Source organism: Weizmannia sp. FSL W8-0401, from assembly GCF_038009125.1.
Lineage (GTDB): Bacteria > Bacillota > Bacilli > Bacillales > Bacillaceae_C > Weizmannia > Weizmannia coagulans.
Genome location: NZ_JBBPAG010000001.1, coordinates 1,798,547 through 1,820,397 on the forward strand (window position 1 = coordinate 1,798,547; position 21,851 = coordinate 1,820,397).

The following is a 21,851-nucleotide window of genomic DNA, read 5'->3' on the forward strand; positions in this document are numbered from 1 at the left end:
TTATTCCTCCTCCCGGATCTCAAAATCCTGCTCTTCGCCGTCTTCAGACATAATTTTTGCCAGCTGTTCCTCTACATTTTTCAATTTTCCATGGAGTAATTTGGATAGCTCCATTCCCTGTTTGTAAATGGAAATGGCTTCTTCGAGGGGCACATCCCCTTCTTCCAGTTTCCGGACAATGTCTTCCAGTTGCACCATTGCTTCTTCAAAAGTTAATGAATCAGCCATTTTCTTTCCCCCTTTCAATTTCATCCACCGTGCACAAAAGGCCGCCGTCCGTCAGCCGGACCCGGATCGTGTCACCCGTTTTGGCCTGGCTTGTTTTTTTCAGAATCGTTCCGTCTTCCGCCATGGCCAGGCTGTAGCCCCTTTCCATTACTTTCAACGGGCTCAGCGCTTCAAGGGCGGAAATATTTTTGGCAAAGCGATGCTGTTTCTCCCGCAAAACCGCTTGCATTTGCTTCACAAGGTTTGCTTCTAGGCTTGTGAAATTCCGCCGCGCCTGCAGCAGTTTCTGTTCAGGCCGGTTGCGCAAAAGCCGGCCGTGCAGATTGCGGGTTTGTTCCTCCGCTGTACCGATTAAGCGCCCCGCTTCTCTGTGCAGGCGGTCTGTAAGGCGGTCGGCTTGCTCCATTTGCTGGCGGATGAGCCGGTAAGGATTTGTAAAAACGGGCGACCGTTCGAGGTAAACAAGCCGGCTTTTTTCATGGCGCACTTTCTCCCGCATGTTCCGTATTAGGCGCGTCTGCAAATATAATATTTTTTCCCGCACGTCATCAATATGGGGAACGGCAAGTTCAGCTGCAGCAGTCGGCGTCGGCGCCCGCAAGTCTGCCACAAAATCGGCGATCGTAAAATCCGTCTCATGCCCGACAGCAGAAATCACCGGGATATTTGACGCAAAGATCGCCCGGGCCGTTATTTCTTCATTAAAAGCCCACAGTTCTTCGATGGAGCCGCCGCCCCTTCCGACAATCAGCACATCCGCTCTGCCGATCCGGTTTGCCTGTTCAATTGCCTTTACAATCGAAGGGGCAGCATTTTCCCCCTGGACAAGGGCCGGATGTAAAATGATTTCAGCGACCGGATATCTCCGCCTGATGGTGGTGATGATATCGCGGACAGCAGCCCCTGTCGGCGATGTGATCACCCCGATGACTTTTGGGTAAGCCGGGATGGGTCGGCGGTTTTGAAACAGGCCCTCTTTCTCCAGTTTTTCTTTGAGCTGTTCAAAAGCAAGATAAAGTGCGCCGATTCCGTCAGGCTGCATGCTTTTCACATACAGCTGGTAACTGCCGCCTGCTTCATAAACAGATACGGACCCTGTGGCAAGCACTTTCATGCCGTTTTCCGGCATAAATTTCAATGTCCGGTTTGCAGAAGCAAACATGACCGAAAGCAGCCTCGCTTTTTCATCTTTTAACGTAAAATACATATGGCCGCTTGAATGCCGTTTGAAATTGGAAATTTCCCCTTTTACATGGATATCGTTTAAATAAGGGTCCGCGTCAAATTTCCGTTTGATATATTTTGTCAGCGTGTGTACGGATAAATATTGCAAAGCCTTTTTCCACCACCTTTCTCATGCATGAAGAAAGCTGCCTTCCCGCCGGAAGTCAGCTTTCTTTTAATGCGGCCTGCTTCCCGCACAAATGCCCCCCGGCACACTTCCGGACGAAGAGCGGCTTTCCGGGAAAAAATGCCGTGGCGGCAGGGCAGCCTGTTTAACGGCGCAAGCGTTTTGCGGCTTTTACTGTATTGGAAAGCAGCATGGTAATCGTCATTGGCCCTACGCCGCCCGGGACAGGAGTAATATAGGAAGCTTTTTCCTTTACTTCATTAAAGTCCACATCCCCGCACAGCTTCCCGGACTCGTCACGGTTCATCCCGACATCAATGACAGCAGCACCCGCTTTGACAAAATCCGCTTTGATGAATTTCGCTTTGCCGACAGCGCTGACCAAAATATCCGCCTGGCGGGTGAAAGATTTTAAATCCGCCGTTTTGGAATGGCAGTATGTGACGGTCGCATTTTCATTGAGGAACAGCTGGCCGCATGGTTTGCCGACAATATTGCTGCGGCCGATCACGACAACATGCTTTCCTTCGATCCGGATGCCCTTTGACTTCACCATCTTTAAAATCCCGTGGGGGGTGCAAGGCAAAAAAGCGTCCTGGCCCGTCATCATCCTTCCGATATTTACCGGATGGAAACCGTCCACATCTTTCTCTGGGCTGATCGCTTCCACGATCTTTTGCGCATTGATATGGGGCGGCAAAGGAAGCTGGACGAGAATCCCATGAATGTCAGGATCTTCATTTAAGGTTGCAATATGTCCGAGCAATGCCTGTTCCGGCACGTCCCCGGGAAGCTCGATTAAAACGGATTTCATCCCGAGCGCGCGGCACGCTTTTTCTTTGTTTTTGACGTATGTACGTGAAGCCGGATCGTTTCCGACTAATATGACGGCAAGCCCCGGGGTAATCCCCTGTTGCGTTAGCTGCTCCACTTCCGCCTTTATCTCTTTTCTGAGTGCTTCGGCCAGTTGTTTTCCGTCAATGATTTCCGCTTCCATTATCCATCCCCCGTTACTTAGATTCAATCGAGTCTTTCATTTGATTCAAAACGCCGTTAATAAATTTGGCGGATTTTTCATCTGCAAACCGTTTGGCAATTTCGAGCGCTTCGTTGATTGCCACATTAGCGGGCACATCTTCCGCATACATCAGTTCGTAAGCGGCAAGGCGCAAAATATTGAGTTCCACTTTTGCAAGCCTGTCAAGCGTCCAATTTTCAAGATGCCGGCTGACCATGGCGTCGATTTTCGCGAGATGTGTTGCCGTTCCGTTTACCAATTTCTCCAGATAATCATCACTTTCCTGCCCGTCCAGCGCATTCCGGATCGCATCCTCCGGGCTCGCTTCATTCATATCCATCTGGAATAAAGCCTGAAGCGCTTTTTCGCGGGCGGTTCTTCTTTTCATCATTCGGCAGTAACTCCTTTAAAAAGCTCAAATTCGCATGCTTTTATTGTAACAGAAAGGCAGGACCAAAAAAAGGCCAGGACGCTTTGCCCGGACCCTTTTTCTCTTACTCTTCCGCCTGAAATTCAGGCTCCGCTTTTTGCGTATCAAATTGAATGCCGACAATATGAATATTCACTTCAGACGCTTCCAGGGCTGTCATATTGAGCAAAGCCTGGCGGATATTATCCTGGACTTCCTGGGCAACTGCCGGAATGGAAACGCCAAAATTCATGGTGCAATAGACATCGACTTTAATGCCGTCATCATTCAGTTCCACTTTTACGCCTTTTCCGTGGTTTTTCCTTCCAAGGCGCTCCACAACGCCGCTTGCGAAATTGCCGCGCATTTGGGCAACCCCCTCGACTTCGGAAGCAGCAATGCCCGCAATAACTTCAATCACCTCAGGGGCAATTTCCACTTTTCCGAGGCCGTCTTCATCATGATGCATCTCCAACATTTGGTTATCTTCTGCCATCTTCAACACCTCCTCTATTTACACGTTATTTCATTACATCATATTTTTCAAGGAATTTCGTGTTGAAATCCCCTTCGACAAAAACTTCATGCTCGAGGAGGCGCTGATGGAACGGAATCGTTGTGTGGACGCCTTCCACGGCAAATTCGCTGAGCGCGCGCCTCATGCGGGCAATTGCCTCATCGCGCGTCGCCCCGTAGGCAATGAGCTTGGCAATCATGGAATCATAATACGGCGGAATGCTGTAACCCGGATATACGGCCGATTCCACGCGGATGCCGATCCCGCCCGGCGGCAGATAAAAATTAATTTTGCCCGCAGACGGCATAAAATTCTTTTCAGGATTTTCGGCATTGATTCGGCATTCGATTGCCCAGCCGCTCCATGTGACCTCATCCTGCTTTAAGGATAACGGTTCACCGGATGCCACAAGGATCTGTTCTTTGACGAGATCCACGCCGGTGACCATTTCTGTAACCGGGTGTTCCACCTGGATGCGGGTATTCATTTCCATAAAGTAAAACTTCTGGTTGCGGTGGTCGAAAATAAACTCGATTGTGCCGGCCCCCGTATAGTCAACAGCTTTTGCCGCTTTCACGGCAGCCTGCCCCATTTCTTCGCGCATTTCGCTCGATAGCGCCGGGGACGGGGATTCTTCAAGCAGTTTTTGCAGCCGCCGCTGGATGGTGCAATCCCGTTCGCCCAGGTGGATCACATTGCCGAATTTGTCAGCCATGACCTGGATTTCAACATGGCGGAAGTCTTCAATATATTTTTCAAGGTAAACACCCGGGTTGCCGAAAGCAGTCGCGGCTTCCTGCTGGGTGATGTGGATGCCTTTTACAAGCTCTTCATCATTCAAGGCCACGCGGATCCCTTTGCCGCCGCCGCCGGCCGTTGCCTTAATAATCACCGGATAGCCGATTCTTTGTGCGACTACTTTTGCTTCTTCTGCATCTTTTACAAGCCCGTCCGAACCCGGGACAATCGGCACGCCCGCTTTTTTCATGGTTTCGCGTGCCACATCTTTCGCGCCCATTTTCGCAATGGCTTCCGGGCTTGGCCCGATAAACTCAATATTGCATTCTCGGCAAAGCTCGGCAAAATCGGCATTTTCGGCAAGGAATCCGTAACCGGGATGGATCGCGTCACAGCCTGTCAAAGTTGCTGCGCTGATGATGTTGGCAAAATTTAAATAACTGTCTTTCGATGCTTTCGGGCCGATGCAGTACGCTTCATCGGCAAGCTGGACATGCAGCGCATTTTTGTCCGCTTCCGAATAAACGGCAACGGCTTCGATCCCGAGGTCGCGGCAGGCACGAATAATCCGGACCGCAATTTCGCCCCGGTTTGCAATCAAAACTTTTTTAATCATGAAAGTCCGCTCCTTACTTTGTCTTTACCAAAAATAACGGCTGGCCAAATTCAACCAGCTGCCCGTCTTTGACGAGGATATCTACAATTTCGCCTTCCACTTCCGCTTCGATTTCGTTAAACAGCTTCATCGCTTCAATCATGCATACAACCGTATTCGGGCTGACTTTGGAGCCGATTTGCACATACGGTTCATCTTCCGGGGAACCCGCCTGGTAAAAGGTGCCGACCATCGGCGACACGATTTTATGCAGATTTTCGTCGGCTGCTTGCGCCGGGGCTTCAGGCTGCAGGTTTTCTGCAAGCTGGCGGGGCTCAGCAGGCATTTGCGGGGGTGCGGAAACCTGGGCCATTTCGCGCACCGGGCGTTCAATGACTTGAACGCCGGTGTTTTTCTTCATTTTGATGACGGTCCCGTCATTTTCAAATTCAAATTCATCGAGGTTTGAACGGTCCACAAGCTCGATCAAAGCCTGGATTTCCTCTACTTTTAGCATATATGACACTCCTTCGTTTTTTCAGCTTCCAAAATTGTTAACAATTTATGAATAACTATCCATATCATACGATAACCGGAGGCAAAAATTCAATGATTTGTATAAAAAACGGATTTCCGGCACGTTGCAAAAATGCCCTTCCCTGCTTGGAGCAAAAGGAATGAAGCGTTTTACGGAAATTTAAAATCACGCGCAAATCTATTTTTCAATCATTTTTTAAATATAGAAAAAAGCCCGGCAAAAAAGCGGGGCCCCCTTGTTATTCCGCACAGAAAAAAGGGCTGTAACCGCCCCCTATTCTGGCTTTTCTTAATTTGTCTGAAATTCCACAGCCAGTTTTGGCGTATTGCCCAACTCCTGGTTCACAAGCTTGACAATCTCATTTGCAGCCGCTTTATCATGCTTTTTCGATTTGACGGTTACGACCACTTCATCGCCGTCCGCCTGAACGAGCGCATCCTCATATCCTTTTGCTTTGATCAGGCTTTCTAAAACCTGTTCTTTATTCGCCGTCTCCGTCAATTTTTTCATTTCATCCATCGCCTTGCTTTTTTCATCCGGCGTCAGGTCGGTCGATGCAAGTTTATTGGTCAGTTCTTCCTGCTTTTTGCTCATTTCATCCTGCCGCTCAAGGCGGAGCGTCTCAAACACTTCATCACTGGCAGACTTTGTTGTCAGTTTGATTTTTTGCGAACCGGAATCCTTTTCCTTTGTTGCCGCCGATTCCTTTTCTTTCTCTTGCCGGGTAACCTGATTCGTTGTTTTCGGTTCCGCCGTCACATAGTACACGGACAAAACCACAACAAGGCTTAACATGGTCAACAGCCAGACTGTTTGTTTTTTCAAAAGCATACCCATCCTCCTCATTCTTTTTTTGGCATGACGGAAACACGGTAACTTGCGATGTCAAGGGCGCTTGCAACAGCTTCTTTTACCGATTTTTGGATGGAGACATCGCCGCCGCCGCTACAAACGACTAACACCCCTGTGATCTCTGGCTTCCTTGTTTCCGTTACAAGGGGCACTTCCTTGTCCCCGTTTTGGACAATGACGACTTTATCATCCTTTGAAATGCTGTCAATTTTCCGTTCCCCGCCGTTTTTATCTGTTTCGGTTGTTGTTTCATTCCGGATGGTGGCGTTTTTCTCATACACTTTGCTTTCTGATGCGGCCACATTCACCCGTACGTTTACGGAGCCGACGCCCTTGATTTGTTCCAGAATGCTTTTCAGTTCTTTCTCATATTGGTTTTCGTACGTGGAGATCGATTTTGATTTTTTGGAAGTGCCTGCACCGAATGCGGCTGTCCCTTTTCCGCCTGCCGTTTTTACGGGTGAAGATGCAGTCAGCGCTTCGTTTTTTTCGCTTGAATGTCCGAAAAGGTCATTGATAAACATCATCCCGAGACCGGAAATCAGTAGTACGGTTAACAGCACAAGCTTTTTCTTTTTATCAGGCGGGCCAGATGGCAGCCATTTTTCTTTCAGTTTTTTGAACGGTCCCTGGTTACGATCCATTTTCGTTTTCAAGCCCCCCTTCGAAACGGAGATCAATTTTTTCTTTATTGATTTTCCAGCGGTTCGACAACATGGCAATGATCGATTGCTGCTCGCGTGTGCTTTGTTTTTCTGTTTGTTTATCCGCCCCGATTTCAACCGGTTTAACGGCAGCAACAGCTTCTTTTTCGTTTTGCGCTTTCAGATAGACACGGACTTTTTTTACATCCGAAGCTTTTAAAGCGGTAAGATCCCCGCTTTTGGCCCCGTCTTTCCACTCGACCGTGATTTTTGAAATTGATTTTCCAAACGCTTCCTCTACCTCCCCTTCCGCATCTTGCTTCAGTTGGACAGCCATTTGTTGTAATGTATATTCCTGCTGTATGGCATTTATTTCTTTTTTCTTCGTTTCAAGCGCATTTTCTTCCGCAGACGGGCTTGAAATTCTGGAATTCCCCAATTTTTCCATCCAAATGGCAGGATCGGCGGAAAAAAGCCGGAATATCGGTGTGACAATAATGGCAATGAGCAAAAGCCCGGTCACAAGCTTTGTATATTTCCGCATCCCGGAGTCGGGCAGAAGCATGTCCGTTATGGCCGCCAAAAGGATAAAAATGATGATGTTCAGCACCCATTTTGTCAAAACGTCCACAAGGTCTCCCCCCTTAACGCATCATCATCGTAAGATTGCCCGCCGTAACGATGATCGTAATGCTGAGAAAAAACATGATGGTCACAATCGCGAGGGCGGCAAATACGTACAGCATGTTTTTGCTGATGATATCAAGGCAGCTGATGACCGGCCCCCCGCCGAGCGGCTGCAAAAGGGCGGAAGCAAGCTTGAACATGAACGACATGGCGAAAATTTTGATGGCTGGAAACGCCGCAATGAGCAGCACAATGGCAACCCCGGCAATGCCGAGCGTATTTTTCAAAAGGACGGAAGCGCTGATCACCGTATCGGCGGCATCCGTCAGCATCCGCCCGACAACCGGAACAAAATTGCCGGTCACAAATTTTGCGGTACGGACCGCAAGCCCGTCCATCACCGCCGTTGCCGTCCCCTGAACGGACAAGGCGCCTAAAAACACAGCCATAAAAGCGCCGAGTATGCCGATCCCGATATTGCGCAACAGACCGGCCAGCTGTGTTGCTTTATGCTGTTCCGAGAGGGTGCTGACGACGCCTAAAAGTGTTGAAAGCAGCAGAAGCGGCAGCACGATGATCTCGACCAGCATGCCGCTTGTACTGGAGAGAAAAATAATGGCCGGGTGAAAAAAGGCTGCCGAGCCGGCGCCGCCTGATGTGGAAAGCACAGCCAGCAAGAGCGGCATCAGCGCCAGGATAAAACCTTTCATTGTCCGGATCGCCTCAAGCGCGTATTGAAGGGCGACATGAAAACTGTTCAGGGCAATAATGACGAGCACCATGAAAACAACCGCGTACGCAATTTTGCTGATCGTCCCTTGCTGGAATGAATGATGCAGGTTTTCCAGCAGGATGCTTAAAATCGTAAGGATGATAAGGGAGCCTAATAGTTTTGCGTTGATCAGCAGCTCCTGGAAAATATACGAAAGCAGCCCTTTCAGCCAGGCTTGCAAGGAAAAATGCTTCTCACCTTTCATAAAATCCATAAGGCTCCCTTTCTGGCTTTCCGGCAAGTATCCGCCGTATTTGCTGACAATGTCGTCCCAGTAGTTTTTCAGTTCTGATAAGTCCAATTGATTCAATTGTCCATCGACCATTTTTTCCGGAATATTCTCCTGTTTGTCCGTATTTTCCGAAGCGGCGGATGCCGACTGTGCGAAGAAACAGAAGGCAAACAGAATGAAAAGTGCGATGCATATTTTTTTGTGCCCCATATCCTCAACTCCCTGCACGCGGAACGAGATTGACAATCGTTTCGATCAGCACGGTAAGAATGGGGATGGCCATTGTCAAAATAATGATTTTGCCGGCCAGCTCCACCTTTGCCGCAAGTGCCCCCTGCCCGGCATCTTTTGTAATATTGGCTGCAAAATCGGCAATATAAGCGACGCCGATGATTTTCAGGATCGTTTCGATATACATCGTGTCGACATTCCCTTTTTGGGCAATTTTTTGCAGCAGGTGGATGATTTCGTATATCTTGTCCACCAGAAAAAGAAAGATAAAACAGCCGGCAAAAAGCGTCAGCAAAAAGGCAAAATTCGGTTTCTGCTCTTTTAATATGAGCGCAAGGAAAGTCGTGATGAGCGCCACACCCGCAATTTGCAAAATTTCAATGGGAAATCCCCCCTTTTTTCCCGGCTTATTGAAAAAGAAAGACCGTTTTGATTTTGGAAAACAAATCCCCTACGATGGATGCCACTAAAAACAAAATGTAAAGAAAACCGAGAAGCGTGACCCATTGCGCATATTCTTTTTTGCCGACCTGGTCCAGAATCGTGTGGAGAAATGCCACAACAATCCCGACCCCGGCAATTTTAAAAATGATGTCCACATCAATGCCCATTGCTTTTCCCCCAATATGATCCGTGAGACTTTAGATCAGTAAAATAGCGATCAGTAAACCCGTGAGGACGCCAAGGCTTTTTGCCATTTTTTCATAGCGGAGCTGCCTTTCGTGCGCTTCTTTTTCTTCCCTTTCTAAATGTGAAAGGGCCAGGAGCAGCTGCTTTTGCTCGGTATAGCGGTCATGTTTGCCCAGGTTTTCCCCGAGCTGCCGCAATACTTCATACTCGTTTTCTTTCAGGGCCGTCAGTTTCCAAATTCCGTCAAGGCTTTTTTCCCACGCTTCTTTGACCGTTGTTTCCAATGTGGTCAACTGGCTGGCAAAGGAACGGAAGAAGGCGGCAGCCGGATCCGGGAGCTGGCCTGATAGTTTTCTTGCCGCTTCATGCAGCGGGGTATGCCCGTACATGATTTCCACTTCCAGTGCCTGAAGCGCGTTTTGAAAAATTCTCAGCTGGCGGGGGCGTTCGCTTAACCGTTTTGCTGCCTCAAAGCCGATGAAACTGGTGGCGAGCACAATCAGTGCTGCTCCAAAAAGTTTAAGCACGGGAAACACCTTCACCGGTACGGATGATGTTCCCTTCCGCATCGCGGACCGCTGTTACCCTTCCCGGCCGGCTCCCCCGTGACAGTTCGAGAAAGCGGTCAAACGCATACGATTCGAGGATTTTCTTTAAAATTGGGCGTTTTTGGATATCCCGGAAGTTTTCCCCGTGCGTTGTCATGACGAGCGAAATGCCCGCATTTACCGCCTCCATAATCGCCGCCGCATCTTCTTCGCGGCCGATCTCATCCACGACAATGACATCCGGGCTCATCGACCGGATCAGCATCATCATCCCTTCCGCTTTCGGACAGGCATCCAGCACATCGACCCTTGGCCCGAAATGGAGTTGCGGGATGCCATGGACGCAGCCGGCAATTTCAGACCGTTCGTCGACAATCCCCACTTTGGCAGGCGAAATCCCGCGTTCCGGGATGCCGCTTGAAATCAGCCGCGCGATATCCCTTAAAAAAGTCGTTTTTCCGGTCTGGGGCGCCCCAATGATCATCGCGGACAGCCAGCGCCCGTTGTGAAGGGCGAAAAGATAAGGATCCGCAGTCCCGATTTTTTCCCGGGCAATCCGGATATTAAAAGATGAAAAATAGCGGATCGCCTTTACTTGTCCATTTTCAAGAATGACTTTCCCCGCGAATCCGACACGGTGCCCGCCGCTGATCGTGACGTATCCCTTTTTCAGCTCTTCTTCAAGGGCGTAAAAAGAGAAATTCGCAAGCCGGTTGATCAGCTGCTCAGCATCGCTCTCCGTTGGCGTATAGCGCAAAAAATGCGGGATTCCTTTTGAAGTAATTTCAAGCGGGCGGTTTACGCGGATGCGGATTTCTTCCACATCTTCGAGCATGTCCCCCAACTTTTCCAGCTGTTTGGATAAGGTTTTCGGCAAAATGCCCAGCAAATCTTCCATCTTCATCCCTGCTTTCAAAACATACAGTTTGGTTCATGGATAGTACAATCTATTCGCCGGGTTTGAAAACTATGACAAGGAAGCGAGGCAGATGCTGAAAGTTTAAGTTATTTATAACATGATTATGTAAACTTATTTTTGCCTGTCTCTTGCCGGAAAAGCAAAAAAGCTTGGCGCCGTTTGGGACGCCAAGCTTTTTTCAAAGAAATCAGGCACGGGACACGTATGAACCGTCCGTTGTATTGATGATCAATTTATCGCCTTCATTGACAAAGAAAGGCACCTGTACCGTCAGGCCGGTTTCAAGCGTGGCCGGTTTGGACCCGCCTGTTGCCGTATCGCCCTTTACCCCCGGTTCTGTATGGATAACTGTCAGCGTGACCGTATTCGGGAGTTCAATGCCGAGCGTTTCTCCCTGGTACATGATCATTTGCACTTCCATGTTTTCCAGCAAGTATGGCAGCTCATCTTTAATTTGGGCGCTGCTCAGCTCGATTTGTTCATACGTTTCCGTATCCATAAATACGTGCTGGTCGCCGTTTGCATATAAATACTGCATTCTCCGGTTGTCGATCTGTGCCCTTTCAACTTTTTCGCCGGCACGGAACGTTTTTTCCTGGATAGCGCCGGTACGCAAATTGCGAAGCTTCGAGCGCACAAAAGCGGCGCCTTTTCCCGGCTTAACATGCTGGAAATCGAGGACGCGCCAGATGCCGCCGTCCACTTCAATCGTTAAGCCGGTGCGAAAATCGTTTACTGAAATCATATTTTTCCTCCTACATGTTCATTCGATCCCCTGTTGAGGGCTGTAACTATTATAATATAATCAGTTCTTTTGCGGAATGCGTCAGCAATTCATTCGAATTTTCGGTAATCACCGTATCGTCTTCAATCCGGACGCCGCCGACACCCGGCACATAAATGCCCGGTTCGATGGTGACAACCATACCCGGTTCCAAAGTATAGGCCGAGCGCATGGAAAGATTCGGGCCTTCGTGGATTTCAAGGCCGATCCCGTGCCCAAGGGAATGGCCGAACGCATCGCCATAACCTTCCCGGGCGATATAATCGCGGGAAATGGCGTCTGCTTCAATACCGGACATGCCCGGTTTGATGTTTTGGACGGCAAGCAGCTGCGATTCCAGCACAATATTGTAGATTTTCTTCAATTGCCCGGAAGGCTCGCCGACCGCAACCGTCCTTGTAATATCCGAACAATAGCCTTTATAGAGCGCGCCGTAATCCATCGTAACCAAATCGCCTTTTTCGATCACCTTGTCCGTCGCCACCCCGTGCGGCATGGCAGAGCGGAGGCCGGATGCGACAATGGTATCAAATGAAGAAGCAGTCGCGCCGCATTTCCTCATGAAAAATTCCAGTTCATTGGAAACTTCCAATTCCGTGACGCCCGGTTTTAAGAAGTCAAGGATATGTTTAAAGGCAGCATCCGCAATATCCGCAGCCTCTTTTAATATCTTAATTTCCGCATCTGTTTTGATCAAGCGCAAATTTTCAACAAGGCCGGAAACCGGGACCAGTTCCGCATTGAGCAGCCCTTCATACGTTTTAAAAAGCGCATAGCTCATATGGTCCTGCTCAAACCCGAGCCGTTTGATCCCCATTGCTTCCACCTGTTTGGCCACTTCCTGTTCCACCGGCCCCTGATGCTGGACGATTTCGTAGCCTTCACACTCTTTCGATGCCTGCTCGACATAGCGGAAGTCCGTAATAAATTTTGCCGCTTCCCCGGATATAAGGACAATCCCGGTAGTCCCCGTAAAATTGGACATATAGCGGCGGTTATACGGGCTTGTAATGAGCAAGCCGTCAATACCGGCCTGCGGAAATGTTTCTCTCAGTTTCTCCAGTTTTAACATCTTTCTTCCTCTCCCTTTTCTGCCTCAAGCAAGGCCATGAGGGCAAGCTCATAGCCGTACAGCCCGAAGCCTGCAATTTGCCCCTGCGCAACAGCCGCCGTTACAGAATGGTGGCGGAATTCCTCGCGGGCATGGATGTTCGAAATATGTACTTCAATCACCGGCAGGCGGATGGCACTGATCGCGTCCCGCAAAGCATAGCTGTAATGCGTGAACGCGCCCGGATTGAAAATAATCCCTGCAAAGCCTTCATCCCCGGCAGCGTGCAGCTTGTCAATCAGGGCGCCTTCATGGTTGGATTGAAAAAAACCGATGGCGACGCCGTGCTTCCGGGCCGCCGCTTCCATGCGCGCCATCAATGCCTTAAGCGAATCTCTCCCGTAAATGCCGGGTTCCCTTTGCCCGAGCAAATTCAGATTTGGGCCGTTTAATACGAGGTATTTTTTCATTTCAAGCACCTTTTTCCCATATTTAACGTGCCCATTTTACCATAAATTGAAGAAAATTTCTATTTTTTAACTTTCCGGCCGGCACCCGCCCGTTTCGATTTATGGGAGCGGGTTCGACTGCCTCTCCAGTTTTCTTTTAAAAACCCGGCTTCTTTCATACTCAAAAGAAATCGAATAACCGATAAACACCCCGTAGAGAATGTAAATGCAACAGCAGGTAATGATCGTATTGGCATCCAGTTTGAGAAAAGGTTTCATGCCGGGAAAAATCGGATTCAGCACAATCAGGACGGCTGCGCACAGGCAAAGCCCGTAGATCGCGCCCACCCACATCGATTTCAATTTTTTAAAGAAAAGATAATAGACAAGGGCGCAGCCGGTAGAAAACAATCCGTATGCCAATATGGAAACGATTTTTCCGATCCACATTTTGCGCCAAGATCCTACTGTAAATGGTTCAAGCAGGACATTCGGTTCAATCGCCGTAAAATGAAAAGAAAAGCATAAATAGGCAACCAGGCTCCAAATGATCCCGCCCGCAAATCCGGTCACAAGCACCATTTGAAAAAAGGTCATGGAATGCTCCTGGTTTTTTAATACTTTGCTGCCATTTTCCATATTTTCCACTCCTTCACATGTGACGGCATGCATCTTTTCTTTCTTATCTTTCCCACAAGTCTTTCCCCTAGTCGTATTTAAAATGATTTAGTAAAATAAGAGTGAATATCGTTTCGGAAATCCACTCCGTTTTCAGGTTAAACGGGAAAGAAGCATTTGAAATTCAGGTTTGGGGGAAAAGAAATTGACAAAACCAGTTTATGGCGGCCAGGCAGTCGTGGAAGGGGTTATGTTCGGCGGAAAGCGGCATTCGGTCACTGCCATCCGCCGCAAAAACAACCGGATTGACTTCTTTTATCTGCCAAAAGAGACGCGCCCGTCCATTCAAAAATTGAAAAAAATTCCGTTTTTGCGCGGGATCATTGCCATCATTGAATCATCCGCAAACGGAGCAAAGCATTTGAATTTTGCAAGCGAGCGGTATGATGTTGACCCGGAAGAAGACGAAAAACGGCAGGAAGCAGCCCCCGCAAGAACAACGGTGGTGCTCGGCGTGGCTGCTGCCGGCGTCTTGTCCTTTTTGTTTGCCAAATTTTTCATGACGCTTATTCCCGTCTTTCTGGCAGAACTGGCAAGGCCGTTTTTTCCCGGCGATGCCGCGCAAATTCTCATTGAAGGCGCGTTTAAACTGCTGCTCGTGCTTTCGTATATTTATTTGATTTCTTTAACGCCGTTTATCAAGCGGGTATTCCAATACCACGGGGCTGAACATAAAGTCATCAATACATTTGAAAACGGGCTTGCCCTGACCGTTGAAAACGTCCGCTCGCAATCGAGGCTGCATTACCGGTGCGGCAGCAGTTTTATTCTGTTTACCGTGATTGTGAGCGTCCTGATTTATACGCTTGTCCCGACAGATCCGCTCTGGCTCCGCATCACCGACCGGATTTTGCTCATTCCGGTCGTGCTCGGCACGGCGTTTGAAGTCCTTCAGCTGACCAATAAAGTCCGCCATATTCCGGTTCTGAAGTATCTTGGCTATCCGGGCCTGTGGCTGCAGCTGTTAACGACAAAAGAGCCGGATGACAAGCAAATTGAAGTCGCGATTTCCTCCTTTCAGGCGCTGCTTGAACTGGAATCGAGTGATACGGCTTCTGCCGCCCGTTAAAAACGGCGTTTGAAATTTCCAGCGCATGGGAATACATTTACTATCACAAGCTTGTTTGTGCGACGGGGAATCAACCTCAAAATAAAAACGGCCGGATCCGTATAAACTGATAGAATGATGGAAAAAATGGTTGGGAAAACATGTGGAGGTGGCTTTTGTTGAAGACGCGTCAATGGATCATCGCCGGCATTTTTCTTTTGGCCCTGGTCGGCCTGGGTTCCTCTTTGTTTCATGAGCCGGTTGTATTCTTGAAAAGGGTGTTGATAGCCTTCATTTTTGCGGCAGTGCTTTTGGCTGGCATGCGTTTCCTGCTCAAGAGAAGCACGAATGTTTCCAACCAGGAACAAAAAGCATTTTTAAAAGCCGCCCGCAAATCCAGGAAAAGAATGAAAAAAAGGAATATGAAGGTCCATACTGTCCACACGGTTAAATTTTCAAAACGGCCGCTGCGCAAAAAATCCAATGTCCAGTTAACCGTGATTGAAGGCAAAAAGGGCAAAAAGAAAAATCGAGCTGTCTACTAAGCTCGATTCTTTTTTATTAATAGGGCCACGTTTTCAGAAACGTTTCTGTTTTTTTCCGGCCCGCCTCAATTAAGGCTGCTTTTTGTGCGGCGGAAAGCTGAAAATCTGTAGCAGTTACGCCATCTGCAGCGATAAAAATTATGTCTTTTTCCAGTTTTCTTGAAATATAGCGGGCATCATGGGCGTCTTTCATCGTCTTGAACAGGGCATCGAACAGCTGGATCGCATTTTTTATCTCCACATCCGGCTCTTCCGGTTGTTTCGGGCTGAGCGTAATGCCGAGCACCGGCCGCGCCTTTTTTTCTTCCGGTTTGACAAACAACCACATCGGAAAATTGCTTAATACCCCGCCGTCTACAATGAGGCTTGTGCCTTCCAGCGAGCGCAACCGTACCGGTTCGAAAAAATATGGAATGCTGCAGCTCATCCGAATGGCCTTTGCCACCGGAAAGGTTTGCCATGGAACCCCGTAACGTTCCAGGTCATCCGGCAAAACAACAAGCCGGTTATGGGTAAGATCGGATGCCGTGAAATAAAGGGAGCCTTTTGGAACATCTTTGAACGTGTACACACCTTTAGATGCGAGTTTTTCCCCGATCCATTCCTCAAACGCGGTGCCCCTGTACAACCCGAGCCGCCAATACAGCAGCAGCCATTTCGCAAACGGCACCGGCAGCAGCGGTTTTCGCTGGTCAAGAAACGCGGCCGTGTCTGTTTCCGCAAGCATTTGCTTCATTTCGCCGCTTGTATAGCCTGCAGCCCGCAGCCCTGCAAAAACGGAGCCGACGCTTGTGCCGGCCAGCCGTTTAAACGTAAATCCCTTTTTTTCCAAAACTTCCAGTGCCCCGATGAGCGCAAGGCCTTTTATGCCTCCGCCGGAAAACACCGCGTCAATCTCCATGGAAATCCACCCTTGGATTTGCACCGGGCGTTTCGGTTTGTTGGTCAGAAAAAATGCGGAATGTTGGCAGGATGCCCCGCTTGAACGAAAGATGAAAAAAATGCTTTTTTATTATTTTAGCGCATAAGGAAAGGAATTAGAACAAAGAGTTCATACGGGATTATAACCGCGCCATGCTCCTGGTTAGCACAGCCCGTGCTTCTTTTACCATTTCTTCTAATAATTGGGCAACAGACGGGCAGTCCTCAATAAGGCCGGCAATTTGGCCCCCTGCAAAAAGCGGTTTCAACCTTGCCAGTTTTTCCGGCGTAGTATTGGGGCGGGGATGTTCATCCCGGATGACAGATACGGATTCCCCCTTCTGATCCGTATACACGACAGGCACGATTTCATCTTGAAAGCGGTTTGCTTCTATGGCCGCTTTCGCCCTCATTTGGCTCGTAAAAGCAAAGGCATCCTGCGCTTCCCGGCTGATGTGGAATTGCTTTGCGACATTTTCCGCTGTTTCCGGCATGCTGTCTGTCCCGTACATTTTCTTCAATTTTTCATTTACAAATCTCCATCCGATCGTTGTGTCAAACATTTCCAGATTTCCCCTCGGGTAGCCGTTTTCCGGCACTGCCTCGATGATCACATCTGCAGAACCGGCTACTGCCGGTAAATCAACGGTATATTCGATATTTGCCTTTATCCTTTCAGCGTCTACCCCCCGTTGATTTTCCCCCTCGCCAGCCCTTTTCCATGACGGATCCGATTATGTTTTCCGCTTGATGCAGGATGTCAGGCCGGACATCTACCAGCCTGACTTTGAAACCGCCGAGTGCGGCCGGATCGAGATAAACTTTTGCGCTTGCAATGGCTGTCGCTGCTTCTCCAAATCCCGTGGCGATCAGCTTTACCTTGCCGTCAAACGTTGTTACATCACCCGCCGCAAATATGCCTTCGATGTTTGTCCGCATCGCCGAATCTACGACAATCGCATTCTTATCAAAATTCAATCCAATCTTTTTCATCACGTTTTTGCTGTCAATATTCGAATTAAAGTTTTTTAACCATTTTTCCGATTATTCTTTTAACCGGTGTTTTGTAAGCAGAAAAAAACGGAGCATCGCTTTGCTCCGTTTTTTCTCAACTATTCCGCTTACAAGCCGCATTTTAATTGCGCGCCGCAGTTATCGCATGTATTGCAGCCGCCGATTTCCTTCACTTTCCCTTTCCGGCAGATCGGGCAGGTATCGCCGATTTCGTTGCCGTATGTGACGTTTGTTGACCGGATATCCGGGATTGTATCAACCAGGACGACATGCTGTTTCGCATGTTTCACTTCCGCTTTTTCCTGTTTTTCTTCCTGCGGTTCTTCTGCTTTCAATGTCAGGACTTGCGAATCCCGGCTGCCGTCCACATAAACGGTTCCGCCTTTCGCGCCGCCCTTATACAGGCGTTCGTACACTTTTTCCACCTGTTCAACCGTGTAACCGCGCGGGGCGTTGACCGTTTTCGAAATCGAGCTGTCCACCCAGCGCTGGATGACGCATTGGACATCGGCATGGGCTTCCGGTGCAAGATCCATCGCGGTTACAAACCAGTTCGGCAGATGGTCTTTGTCCGCTTCCGGATGCTGATTCAGATATTCCTGGACGATGTCCGCATTGACCTCGATAAATTTGCCGAGGCGCCCGCTGCGGAAATAGGAAAAGGAAAAATACGGCTCAAGCCCGGTGGAAACGCCAACCATGGTGCCGGTGGATCCGGTTGGTGCAACGGTCAGCAAATGGGAGTTCCGGATGCCGTGTTTTAAAATTGCCTTGCGGATGTCTTCCGGCATGTTTTTCATATAACCGGTTTCCGTGAATGCACGGCGCAGGCGGTTTGTCTCTTCTTCGGTTTCCCCCGTTAAAAATGGGAAGCTCCCTTTTTCTTTTGCGATCTCAATGGATGCACGGTATGCTTCGGTCGCGATTGTTTCAAACACTTTGTCGACAAGTTTGTTGCCTTCTTCGGATCCGTATTCTTTTTCCATATAAATGAGAAGGTCGGCTAAGCCCATAACGCCAAGGCCGACACGCCGTTCCCCGAGCGCCTGTTTTTTGTTTTCTTTCAGGAAGTACGGGGTCGCGTCAATGACATTGTCCTGCATGCGGACGCCGGTATGGACGGTTTGTTTCAATTGGTCCCAGCGCACTTCTTTCGTTTCTTTGTCGACCATTTTTGCAAGATTGACCGCTGCGAGGTTGCAGACGGAATAGGGCGCGAGCGGTTGCTCTCCGCAAGGATTCGTTGCGACGACTTTCTGGCCGTATGCTTTTGCGTTTGTCATGTCGTTGGCGTTGTCGATAAAGAAGACGCCCGGTTCCGCCGAGTAAGTCGCGCAGATGTTAATCAAATTCCAAAGTTCTTTTGCTTTGATTTTGCGGTAGACGCGCACTTTGCGGCCGAGTTTTTCCCATTCGCGCACATCGCCGATTTTATGCCATTCTTCATTATATATGCGCATTTCTTCTTCGCTGTAATTTTCCACATCCGGAAATTTCAGTTCGAATTCCGCGTCTTGTTCAACGGCTTCCATAAATTCTTTTGTGAGGCAGACGGAAATATTGGCGCCGGTTAAAAATTCCGGATTATGGACGGTGTAATGCCCGCCTGTTGCCAGTTTTTCTTCCGCCTCTTTCATGACTTCGTCCGTAAAGCCGCCCTGTCCCGGAATATGTTTGTAGTTCACAATCCCATGGTACATTTGCCTTTCCATTTCGGAAAGCGGCGTGAATTTCAATTTGTCGTGGGCTAGCTTGCGGATCCACTCATCGTTCGTATTTTCGATCAGGAAACGCAAAATCTGCGGATTCTGCATTTTCGAAATGATAAATTCGACAATGTCCGGATGCCAGACAGCCAGCATGATCATTTGCGCTCCCCTGCGACTGCCGCCCTGTTCGACCAGGTGCGTGAGTTTGGCGATGTCATCGAGCCATGAGACAGAGCCGCTTGATTTGCCGTTGACGCCCCTTGCCAGCGTATTGCGCGGGCGCAGCGTCGAACCGTTTGTCCCAACCCCGCCGCCGCGGCTCATAATTTCCATCACTTGTTTGCGGTGTTCGGAAATGCCTTCCCGCGAATCCGGTACAAACGGCATCACATAACAATTAAAATAAGTAACTTCCGTTTCCGACCCTGCGCCGTAGAGGACGCGGCCTGCCGGGATGAAGTTTAAGTTTACCAGTTCATTGTAAAACTTCCCAAACCATTCTTTCCGTTTCTCTTCTGTTTTTTCCACTGCCGCTAAGCCGGTTGCATTCCGTTTTGCGATTTGTTCGTAGTAGACTTCAAGCGGCTTCTCAATGATATCAAGCGGCCTTTTGATGACCCCTGTTTCTCTTTCATCCGGGTGTTCCAGCGCCTGGCGGTAATCTTCTTCAATTAAGACTTCCGCTTCATTTTTTTCCCAGTCGATTTCTTTGATGACGCCGAGCCCCCTGGCCGGAAATTTCGGGTCTTCTTTAATCGTGAGGACAACAAAATCGCCCTTTCCCAATGTGACTTTTTCCGTGTCTTTAAACGCGTATCTGTCAATCATGACAAGCCTTGAAACGCCTTTGTACGTGATGTTCATATCCGGTGTAATCGGATGGACCTGCGGAAATAAGCGGATATCTTCGTTCAGCTTCTCCACATCCCATAATTTTTCTGTCGAAGCAACAGACATAACGACAACTCCTTCTCTATTTCTCCATGCAAATTCTCTGGTGGTTCTGCCTCCTTTAAAATAGCACACCGCAGGCAAAAATCGCAAGCAAAAACACTAGATATTGTATTGATATTTTGTTTTTATATACCATATATTGTAGTTAGGTCAAACCTCTTTCTTTTTGTCAAATAAAAAAAAGAATAAGACATGCTGAAAATGCGAGAAATCCCCCGAAAAAGCAGGCAAATCCGGGCATAACGAAAAAATTTGCCGCTTGCATCAAAAAAGCAGCCATAAAAAGCGCGGCACAAAAGGAAATAGCGAAAAAGCATGCCTCTGGCCGCTAAAAAAACAAATGTTCATTTATCTCTTAAAATTCCATTCATCCGACCTGTACCGCCTGTCTGCCAGTTCTTCCACATACGCCTGTTGCGCCGGCGTCAAGGTGTACGGTTCCAGCCGGATGCCGAGCCCTTCTTCAAACCCCTTATGGAAAGCCTCTTTTGCTTCCCCGTATGTGACGGGAACGGTGCGTAGTTCATTGATTGCAACCGCCTTCTGCTTAAAACTCCGCTGCATTCTTTCCCTCACCCTGTCACTCGGATATTTAAACAGGCTGAACAGCTTCTCCTCATCCATATCGAGCAAAATCGAGCCGTGCTGCAAAATGACGCCTTTCTGCCGCGTCTGCGCGCTGCCGGCGACTTTTCTCCCTTCCACGACCAGTTCGTACCAGCTCGGCGTATCAAAACAAACCGAAGAATGCGGGGATCTTAGCGCCTCCCGTTCTGCTTCCGTCCGCGGCACCGCAAAATACGCCTCAAGGCCGAGCGCACGAAATCCCCTGACAAGCCCTTCCGAAATCACACGGTAGGCTTCCGTGACCGTTTTCGGCATATCCGGATGCGCTTCCGATACGATCACGCTGTAGGTCAGCTCGTGCTCGTGCAAAACAGCCCTTCCCCCTGTCGGACGCCGGACAAAGCCGAGCCCGTATCGTTTTACCGCTTCGAGATCGATTTCCTGTTTTGCCCGCTGGAAATACCCAATTGAAAGGGTGGCCGGATCCCAGCCGTAAAAGCGGATGGCGGGCGGGATCTCCCCTTTGCTGTGCCAGTCGAGCAGGGCCTCATCCAGCGCCATGTTAAAAAACGGCGGACAGTGGCCTGAATCTACAAACAACCAGGTTTCTTTTCCCATATGAACCCCTCTTCTTAAAAATATCACTTTACCAGTTTACCAAAAAACGACGAAAAACGGCAAAGCCCCGCTCACGTTTGTGCCGGTTTTTCCGCTAACATTAAAAACTCAAGGGCTACAGGCTTTTCAGGCGGAAAAACTGAAAAAATAGCGGTGACATGGCTTTCTGAAAAAAAGATTTTGATTCAGAAGCGCAACACGAATATAATAGTAGATAGCGCATCAGGTAAGAAAGGGGGCATGCAGATGTCACAATCGTGGTACACAGTCATCATTGTTATTGTTGCGGTAGCGGCGTATACACTCGCCAGATACTACCGGCAGAAAAAAATCCTGAAAAGCTTGACGGAAGAAGAATTCAAGGCGGGTTACCGCAAAGCGCAGCTCATTGATGTGCGCGAACCGAATGAATTTGCAAACGGACATATTTTAGGCGCCCGCAATATTCCGCTGTCTCAGCTGAAAATGAGATTAAAAGAGATCCGGACCGATAAACCGGTTTATTTATATTGCCAGAACGGGACGCGCACCGGGCGCGCCGCTGAAATGCTTTATAAAAACGGCTGCCGCGACCTTTACCAGTTGAAAGGCGGCTTTAAAAACTGGACAGGCAAAATCAAATCAGGGAAATAAAAAAATGCCGCGGCTTTGCCGCGGCATTTTT

25 protein-coding genes and 2 pseudogenes are annotated in these 21,851 nt (G+C 48.9%); 3 read left to right on the plus strand and 24 right to left on the minus strand.

Features of this window, described 5'->3' with window-relative positions; translation table 11 throughout:
• The 19 genes from NSU00_RS08705 to NSU00_RS08795 all read right to left on the minus strand — a co-directional run bounded on the left by NSU00_RS08705 (window position 1) and on the right by NSU00_RS08795 (window position 13,772).
• Window positions 1-228: an exodeoxyribonuclease VII small subunit gene (locus NSU00_RS08705; protein ID WP_013859605.1), complete on the minus strand. Its 228-nt coding sequence runs from the start codon at window positions 226-228 to the stop codon at window positions 1-3.
• Window positions 221-1,561 carry an exodeoxyribonuclease VII large subunit gene (gene xseA / locus NSU00_RS08710; RefSeq protein WP_013859606.1) on the minus strand — a complete coding sequence of 447 codons (1,341 nt, stop codon included), beginning with the start codon at window positions 1,559-1,561 and terminating at the stop codon, window positions 221-223. The genes NSU00_RS08705 and xseA overlap by 8 nt, the downstream gene beginning before the upstream one ends.
• A 163-nt stretch (window positions 1,562-1,724) precedes the next feature.
• Window positions 1,725-2,576: a bifunctional methylenetetrahydrofolate dehydrogenase/methenyltetrahydrofolate cyclohydrolase FolD gene (gene folD / locus NSU00_RS08715; RefSeq protein WP_013859608.1), complete on the minus strand. Its 852-nt coding sequence runs from the start codon at window positions 2,574-2,576 to the stop codon at window positions 1,725-1,727.
• A 13-nt stretch (window positions 2,577-2,589) separates the two neighbouring features.
• Window positions 2,590-2,985: a transcription antitermination factor NusB gene (nusB, locus tag NSU00_RS08720; protein ID WP_026104799.1), complete on the minus strand. Its 396-nt coding sequence runs from the start codon at window positions 2,983-2,985 to the stop codon at window positions 2,590-2,592.
• 106 nt (window positions 2,986-3,091) lie between these two features.
• The gene (locus NSU00_RS08725) at window positions 3,092-3,502 is read right to left on the minus strand and encodes an Asp23/Gls24 family envelope stress response protein (RefSeq protein WP_013859610.1); all 411 of its coding nucleotides are present in this window, start codon (window positions 3,500-3,502) and stop codon (window positions 3,092-3,094) included.
• Between the two features lie 25 nt (window positions 3,503-3,527).
• The gene (accC, locus tag NSU00_RS08730) at window positions 3,528-4,877 is read right to left on the minus strand and encodes an acetyl-CoA carboxylase biotin carboxylase subunit (RefSeq protein WP_017553536.1); all 1,350 of its coding nucleotides are present in this window, start codon (window positions 4,875-4,877) and stop codon (window positions 3,528-3,530) included.
• 13 nt (window positions 4,878-4,890) lie between these two features.
• Entirely contained in the window at window positions 4,891-5,373 is a 483-nt protein-coding gene (accB, locus tag NSU00_RS08735) for an acetyl-CoA carboxylase biotin carboxyl carrier protein (protein WP_017553537.1), read from the minus strand.
• A 309-nt stretch (window positions 5,374-5,682) separates the two neighbouring features.
• The gene (locus NSU00_RS08740; RefSeq protein ID WP_029142201.1) at window positions 5,683-6,225 is read right to left on the minus strand and encodes a SpoIIIAH-like family protein; all 543 of its coding nucleotides are present in this window, start codon (window positions 6,223-6,225) and stop codon (window positions 5,683-5,685) included.
• Window positions 6,226-6,236: 11 nt separating this feature from the next.
• Window positions 6,237-6,890 carry a stage III sporulation protein AG gene (gene spoIIIAG, locus NSU00_RS08745; protein ID WP_013859614.1) on the minus strand — a complete coding sequence of 218 codons (654 nt, stop codon included), beginning with the start codon at window positions 6,888-6,890 and terminating at the stop codon, window positions 6,237-6,239.
• Window positions 6,880-7,521 (minus strand): stage III sporulation protein AF, encoded by a 642-nt coding sequence (gene spoIIIAF / locus NSU00_RS08750; protein WP_340702700.1) that lies wholly within the window; start codon window positions 7,519-7,521, stop codon window positions 6,880-6,882. The genes spoIIIAG and spoIIIAF overlap by 11 nt, the downstream gene beginning before the upstream one ends.
• Before the next feature lie 13 nt (window positions 7,522-7,534).
• Entirely contained in the window at window positions 7,535-8,731 is a 1,197-nt protein-coding gene (gene spoIIIAE / locus NSU00_RS08755; protein ID WP_340702701.1) for a stage III sporulation protein AE, read from the minus strand.
• A 4-nt stretch (window positions 8,732-8,735) separates the two neighbouring features.
• Window positions 8,736-9,125, minus strand: coding sequence for a stage III sporulation protein AD (gene spoIIIAD / locus NSU00_RS08760; protein ID WP_017553540.1), 390 nt, complete (start codon window positions 9,123-9,125; stop codon window positions 8,736-8,738).
• Window positions 9,126-9,159: 34 nt separating this feature from the next.
• Window positions 9,160-9,363: a stage III sporulation protein AC gene (gene spoIIIAC / locus NSU00_RS08765; protein WP_013859618.1), complete on the minus strand. Its 204-nt coding sequence runs from the start codon at window positions 9,361-9,363 to the stop codon at window positions 9,160-9,162.
• A gap of 30 nt (window positions 9,364-9,393) precedes the next feature.
• A complete protein-coding gene (gene spoIIIAB / locus NSU00_RS08770) occupies window positions 9,394-9,909 on the minus strand; it encodes a stage III sporulation protein SpoIIIAB (RefSeq protein WP_029142198.1) in 516 nt (171 codons plus the stop codon).
• Window positions 9,902-10,828, minus strand: coding sequence for a stage III sporulation protein AA (gene spoIIIAA / locus NSU00_RS08775; RefSeq protein WP_118497731.1), 927 nt, complete (start codon window positions 10,826-10,828; stop codon window positions 9,902-9,904). The genes spoIIIAB and spoIIIAA overlap by 8 nt, the downstream gene beginning before the upstream one ends.
• 208 nt (window positions 10,829-11,036) lie before the next feature.
• Window positions 11,037-11,594 (minus strand): elongation factor P, encoded by a 558-nt coding sequence (efp, locus tag NSU00_RS08780; protein WP_340703599.1) that lies wholly within the window; start codon window positions 11,592-11,594, stop codon window positions 11,037-11,039.
• 49 nt (window positions 11,595-11,643) lie between these two features.
• The gene (locus NSU00_RS08785) at window positions 11,644-12,705 is read right to left on the minus strand and encodes a M24 family metallopeptidase (RefSeq protein WP_013859622.1); all 1,062 of its coding nucleotides are present in this window, start codon (window positions 12,703-12,705) and stop codon (window positions 11,644-11,646) included.
• On the minus strand, window positions 12,699-13,154 hold the full coding sequence (aroQ, locus tag NSU00_RS08790; RefSeq protein WP_029142195.1) for a type II 3-dehydroquinate dehydratase: 456 nt from the start codon (window positions 13,152-13,154) through the stop codon (window positions 12,699-12,701). Before aroQ ends, NSU00_RS08785 begins: the two co-directional genes overlap by 7 nt.
• A gap of 99 nt (window positions 13,155-13,253) precedes the next feature.
• The gene (locus NSU00_RS08795) at window positions 13,254-13,772 is read right to left on the minus strand and encodes a YqhR family membrane protein (RefSeq protein WP_029142194.1); all 519 of its coding nucleotides are present in this window, start codon (window positions 13,770-13,772) and stop codon (window positions 13,254-13,256) included.
• A gap of 184 nt (window positions 13,773-13,956) precedes the next feature.
• On the opposite strand from NSU00_RS08795, the gene NSU00_RS08800 reads away from it, so the two are divergent.
• Window positions 13,957-14,880, plus strand: a complete 924-nt coding sequence (locus tag NSU00_RS08800) for a DUF1385 domain-containing protein (protein ID WP_340703600.1) — start codon at window positions 13,957-13,959, stop codon at window positions 14,878-14,880.
• A 158-nt stretch (window positions 14,881-15,038) separates the two neighbouring features.
• Window positions 15,039-15,404: an SA1362 family protein gene (locus NSU00_RS08805; RefSeq protein WP_234969520.1), complete on the plus strand. Its 366-nt coding sequence runs from the start codon at window positions 15,039-15,041 to the stop codon at window positions 15,402-15,404.
• Between the two features lie 16 nt (window positions 15,405-15,420).
• Here NSU00_RS08805 and NSU00_RS08810 read toward each other — a convergent pair whose 3' ends face one another.
• From NSU00_RS08810 to NSU00_RS08830, 5 genes and pseudogenes are all read right to left on the minus strand, one after another.
• On the minus strand, window positions 15,421-16,305 hold the full coding sequence (locus NSU00_RS08810; RefSeq protein ID WP_013859627.1) for a patatin-like phospholipase family protein: 885 nt from the start codon (window positions 16,303-16,305) through the stop codon (window positions 15,421-15,423).
• A 259-nt stretch (window positions 16,306-16,564) separates the two neighbouring features.
• Window positions 16,565-16,912, minus strand: a pseudogene (locus NSU00_RS08815) (thiolase family protein); the annotation flags it as partial.
• 88 nt (window positions 16,913-17,000) lie between these two features.
• Window positions 17,001-17,315, minus strand: a pseudogene (locus NSU00_RS08820) (FAD-dependent oxidoreductase); the annotation flags it as partial.
• A 131-nt stretch (window positions 17,316-17,446) separates the two neighbouring features.
• Entirely contained in the window at window positions 17,447-20,005 is a 2,559-nt protein-coding gene (locus NSU00_RS08825) for a vitamin B12-dependent ribonucleotide reductase (RefSeq protein WP_061566234.1), read from the minus strand.
• A gap of 345 nt (window positions 20,006-20,350) precedes the next feature.
• A complete protein-coding gene (locus tag NSU00_RS08830; RefSeq protein ID WP_017553551.1) occupies window positions 20,351-21,187 on the minus strand; it encodes a lipoate--protein ligase family protein in 837 nt (278 codons plus the stop codon).
• Window positions 21,188-21,433: 246 nt separating this feature from the next.
• Between NSU00_RS08830 and NSU00_RS08835 the strand changes: the two genes are divergently transcribed.
• Window positions 21,434-21,820 carry a rhodanese-like domain-containing protein gene (locus NSU00_RS08835; protein ID WP_019720600.1) on the plus strand — a complete coding sequence of 129 codons (387 nt, stop codon included), beginning with the start codon at window positions 21,434-21,436 and terminating at the stop codon, window positions 21,818-21,820.
• Window positions 21,821-21,851: the final 31 nt, after the last annotated feature.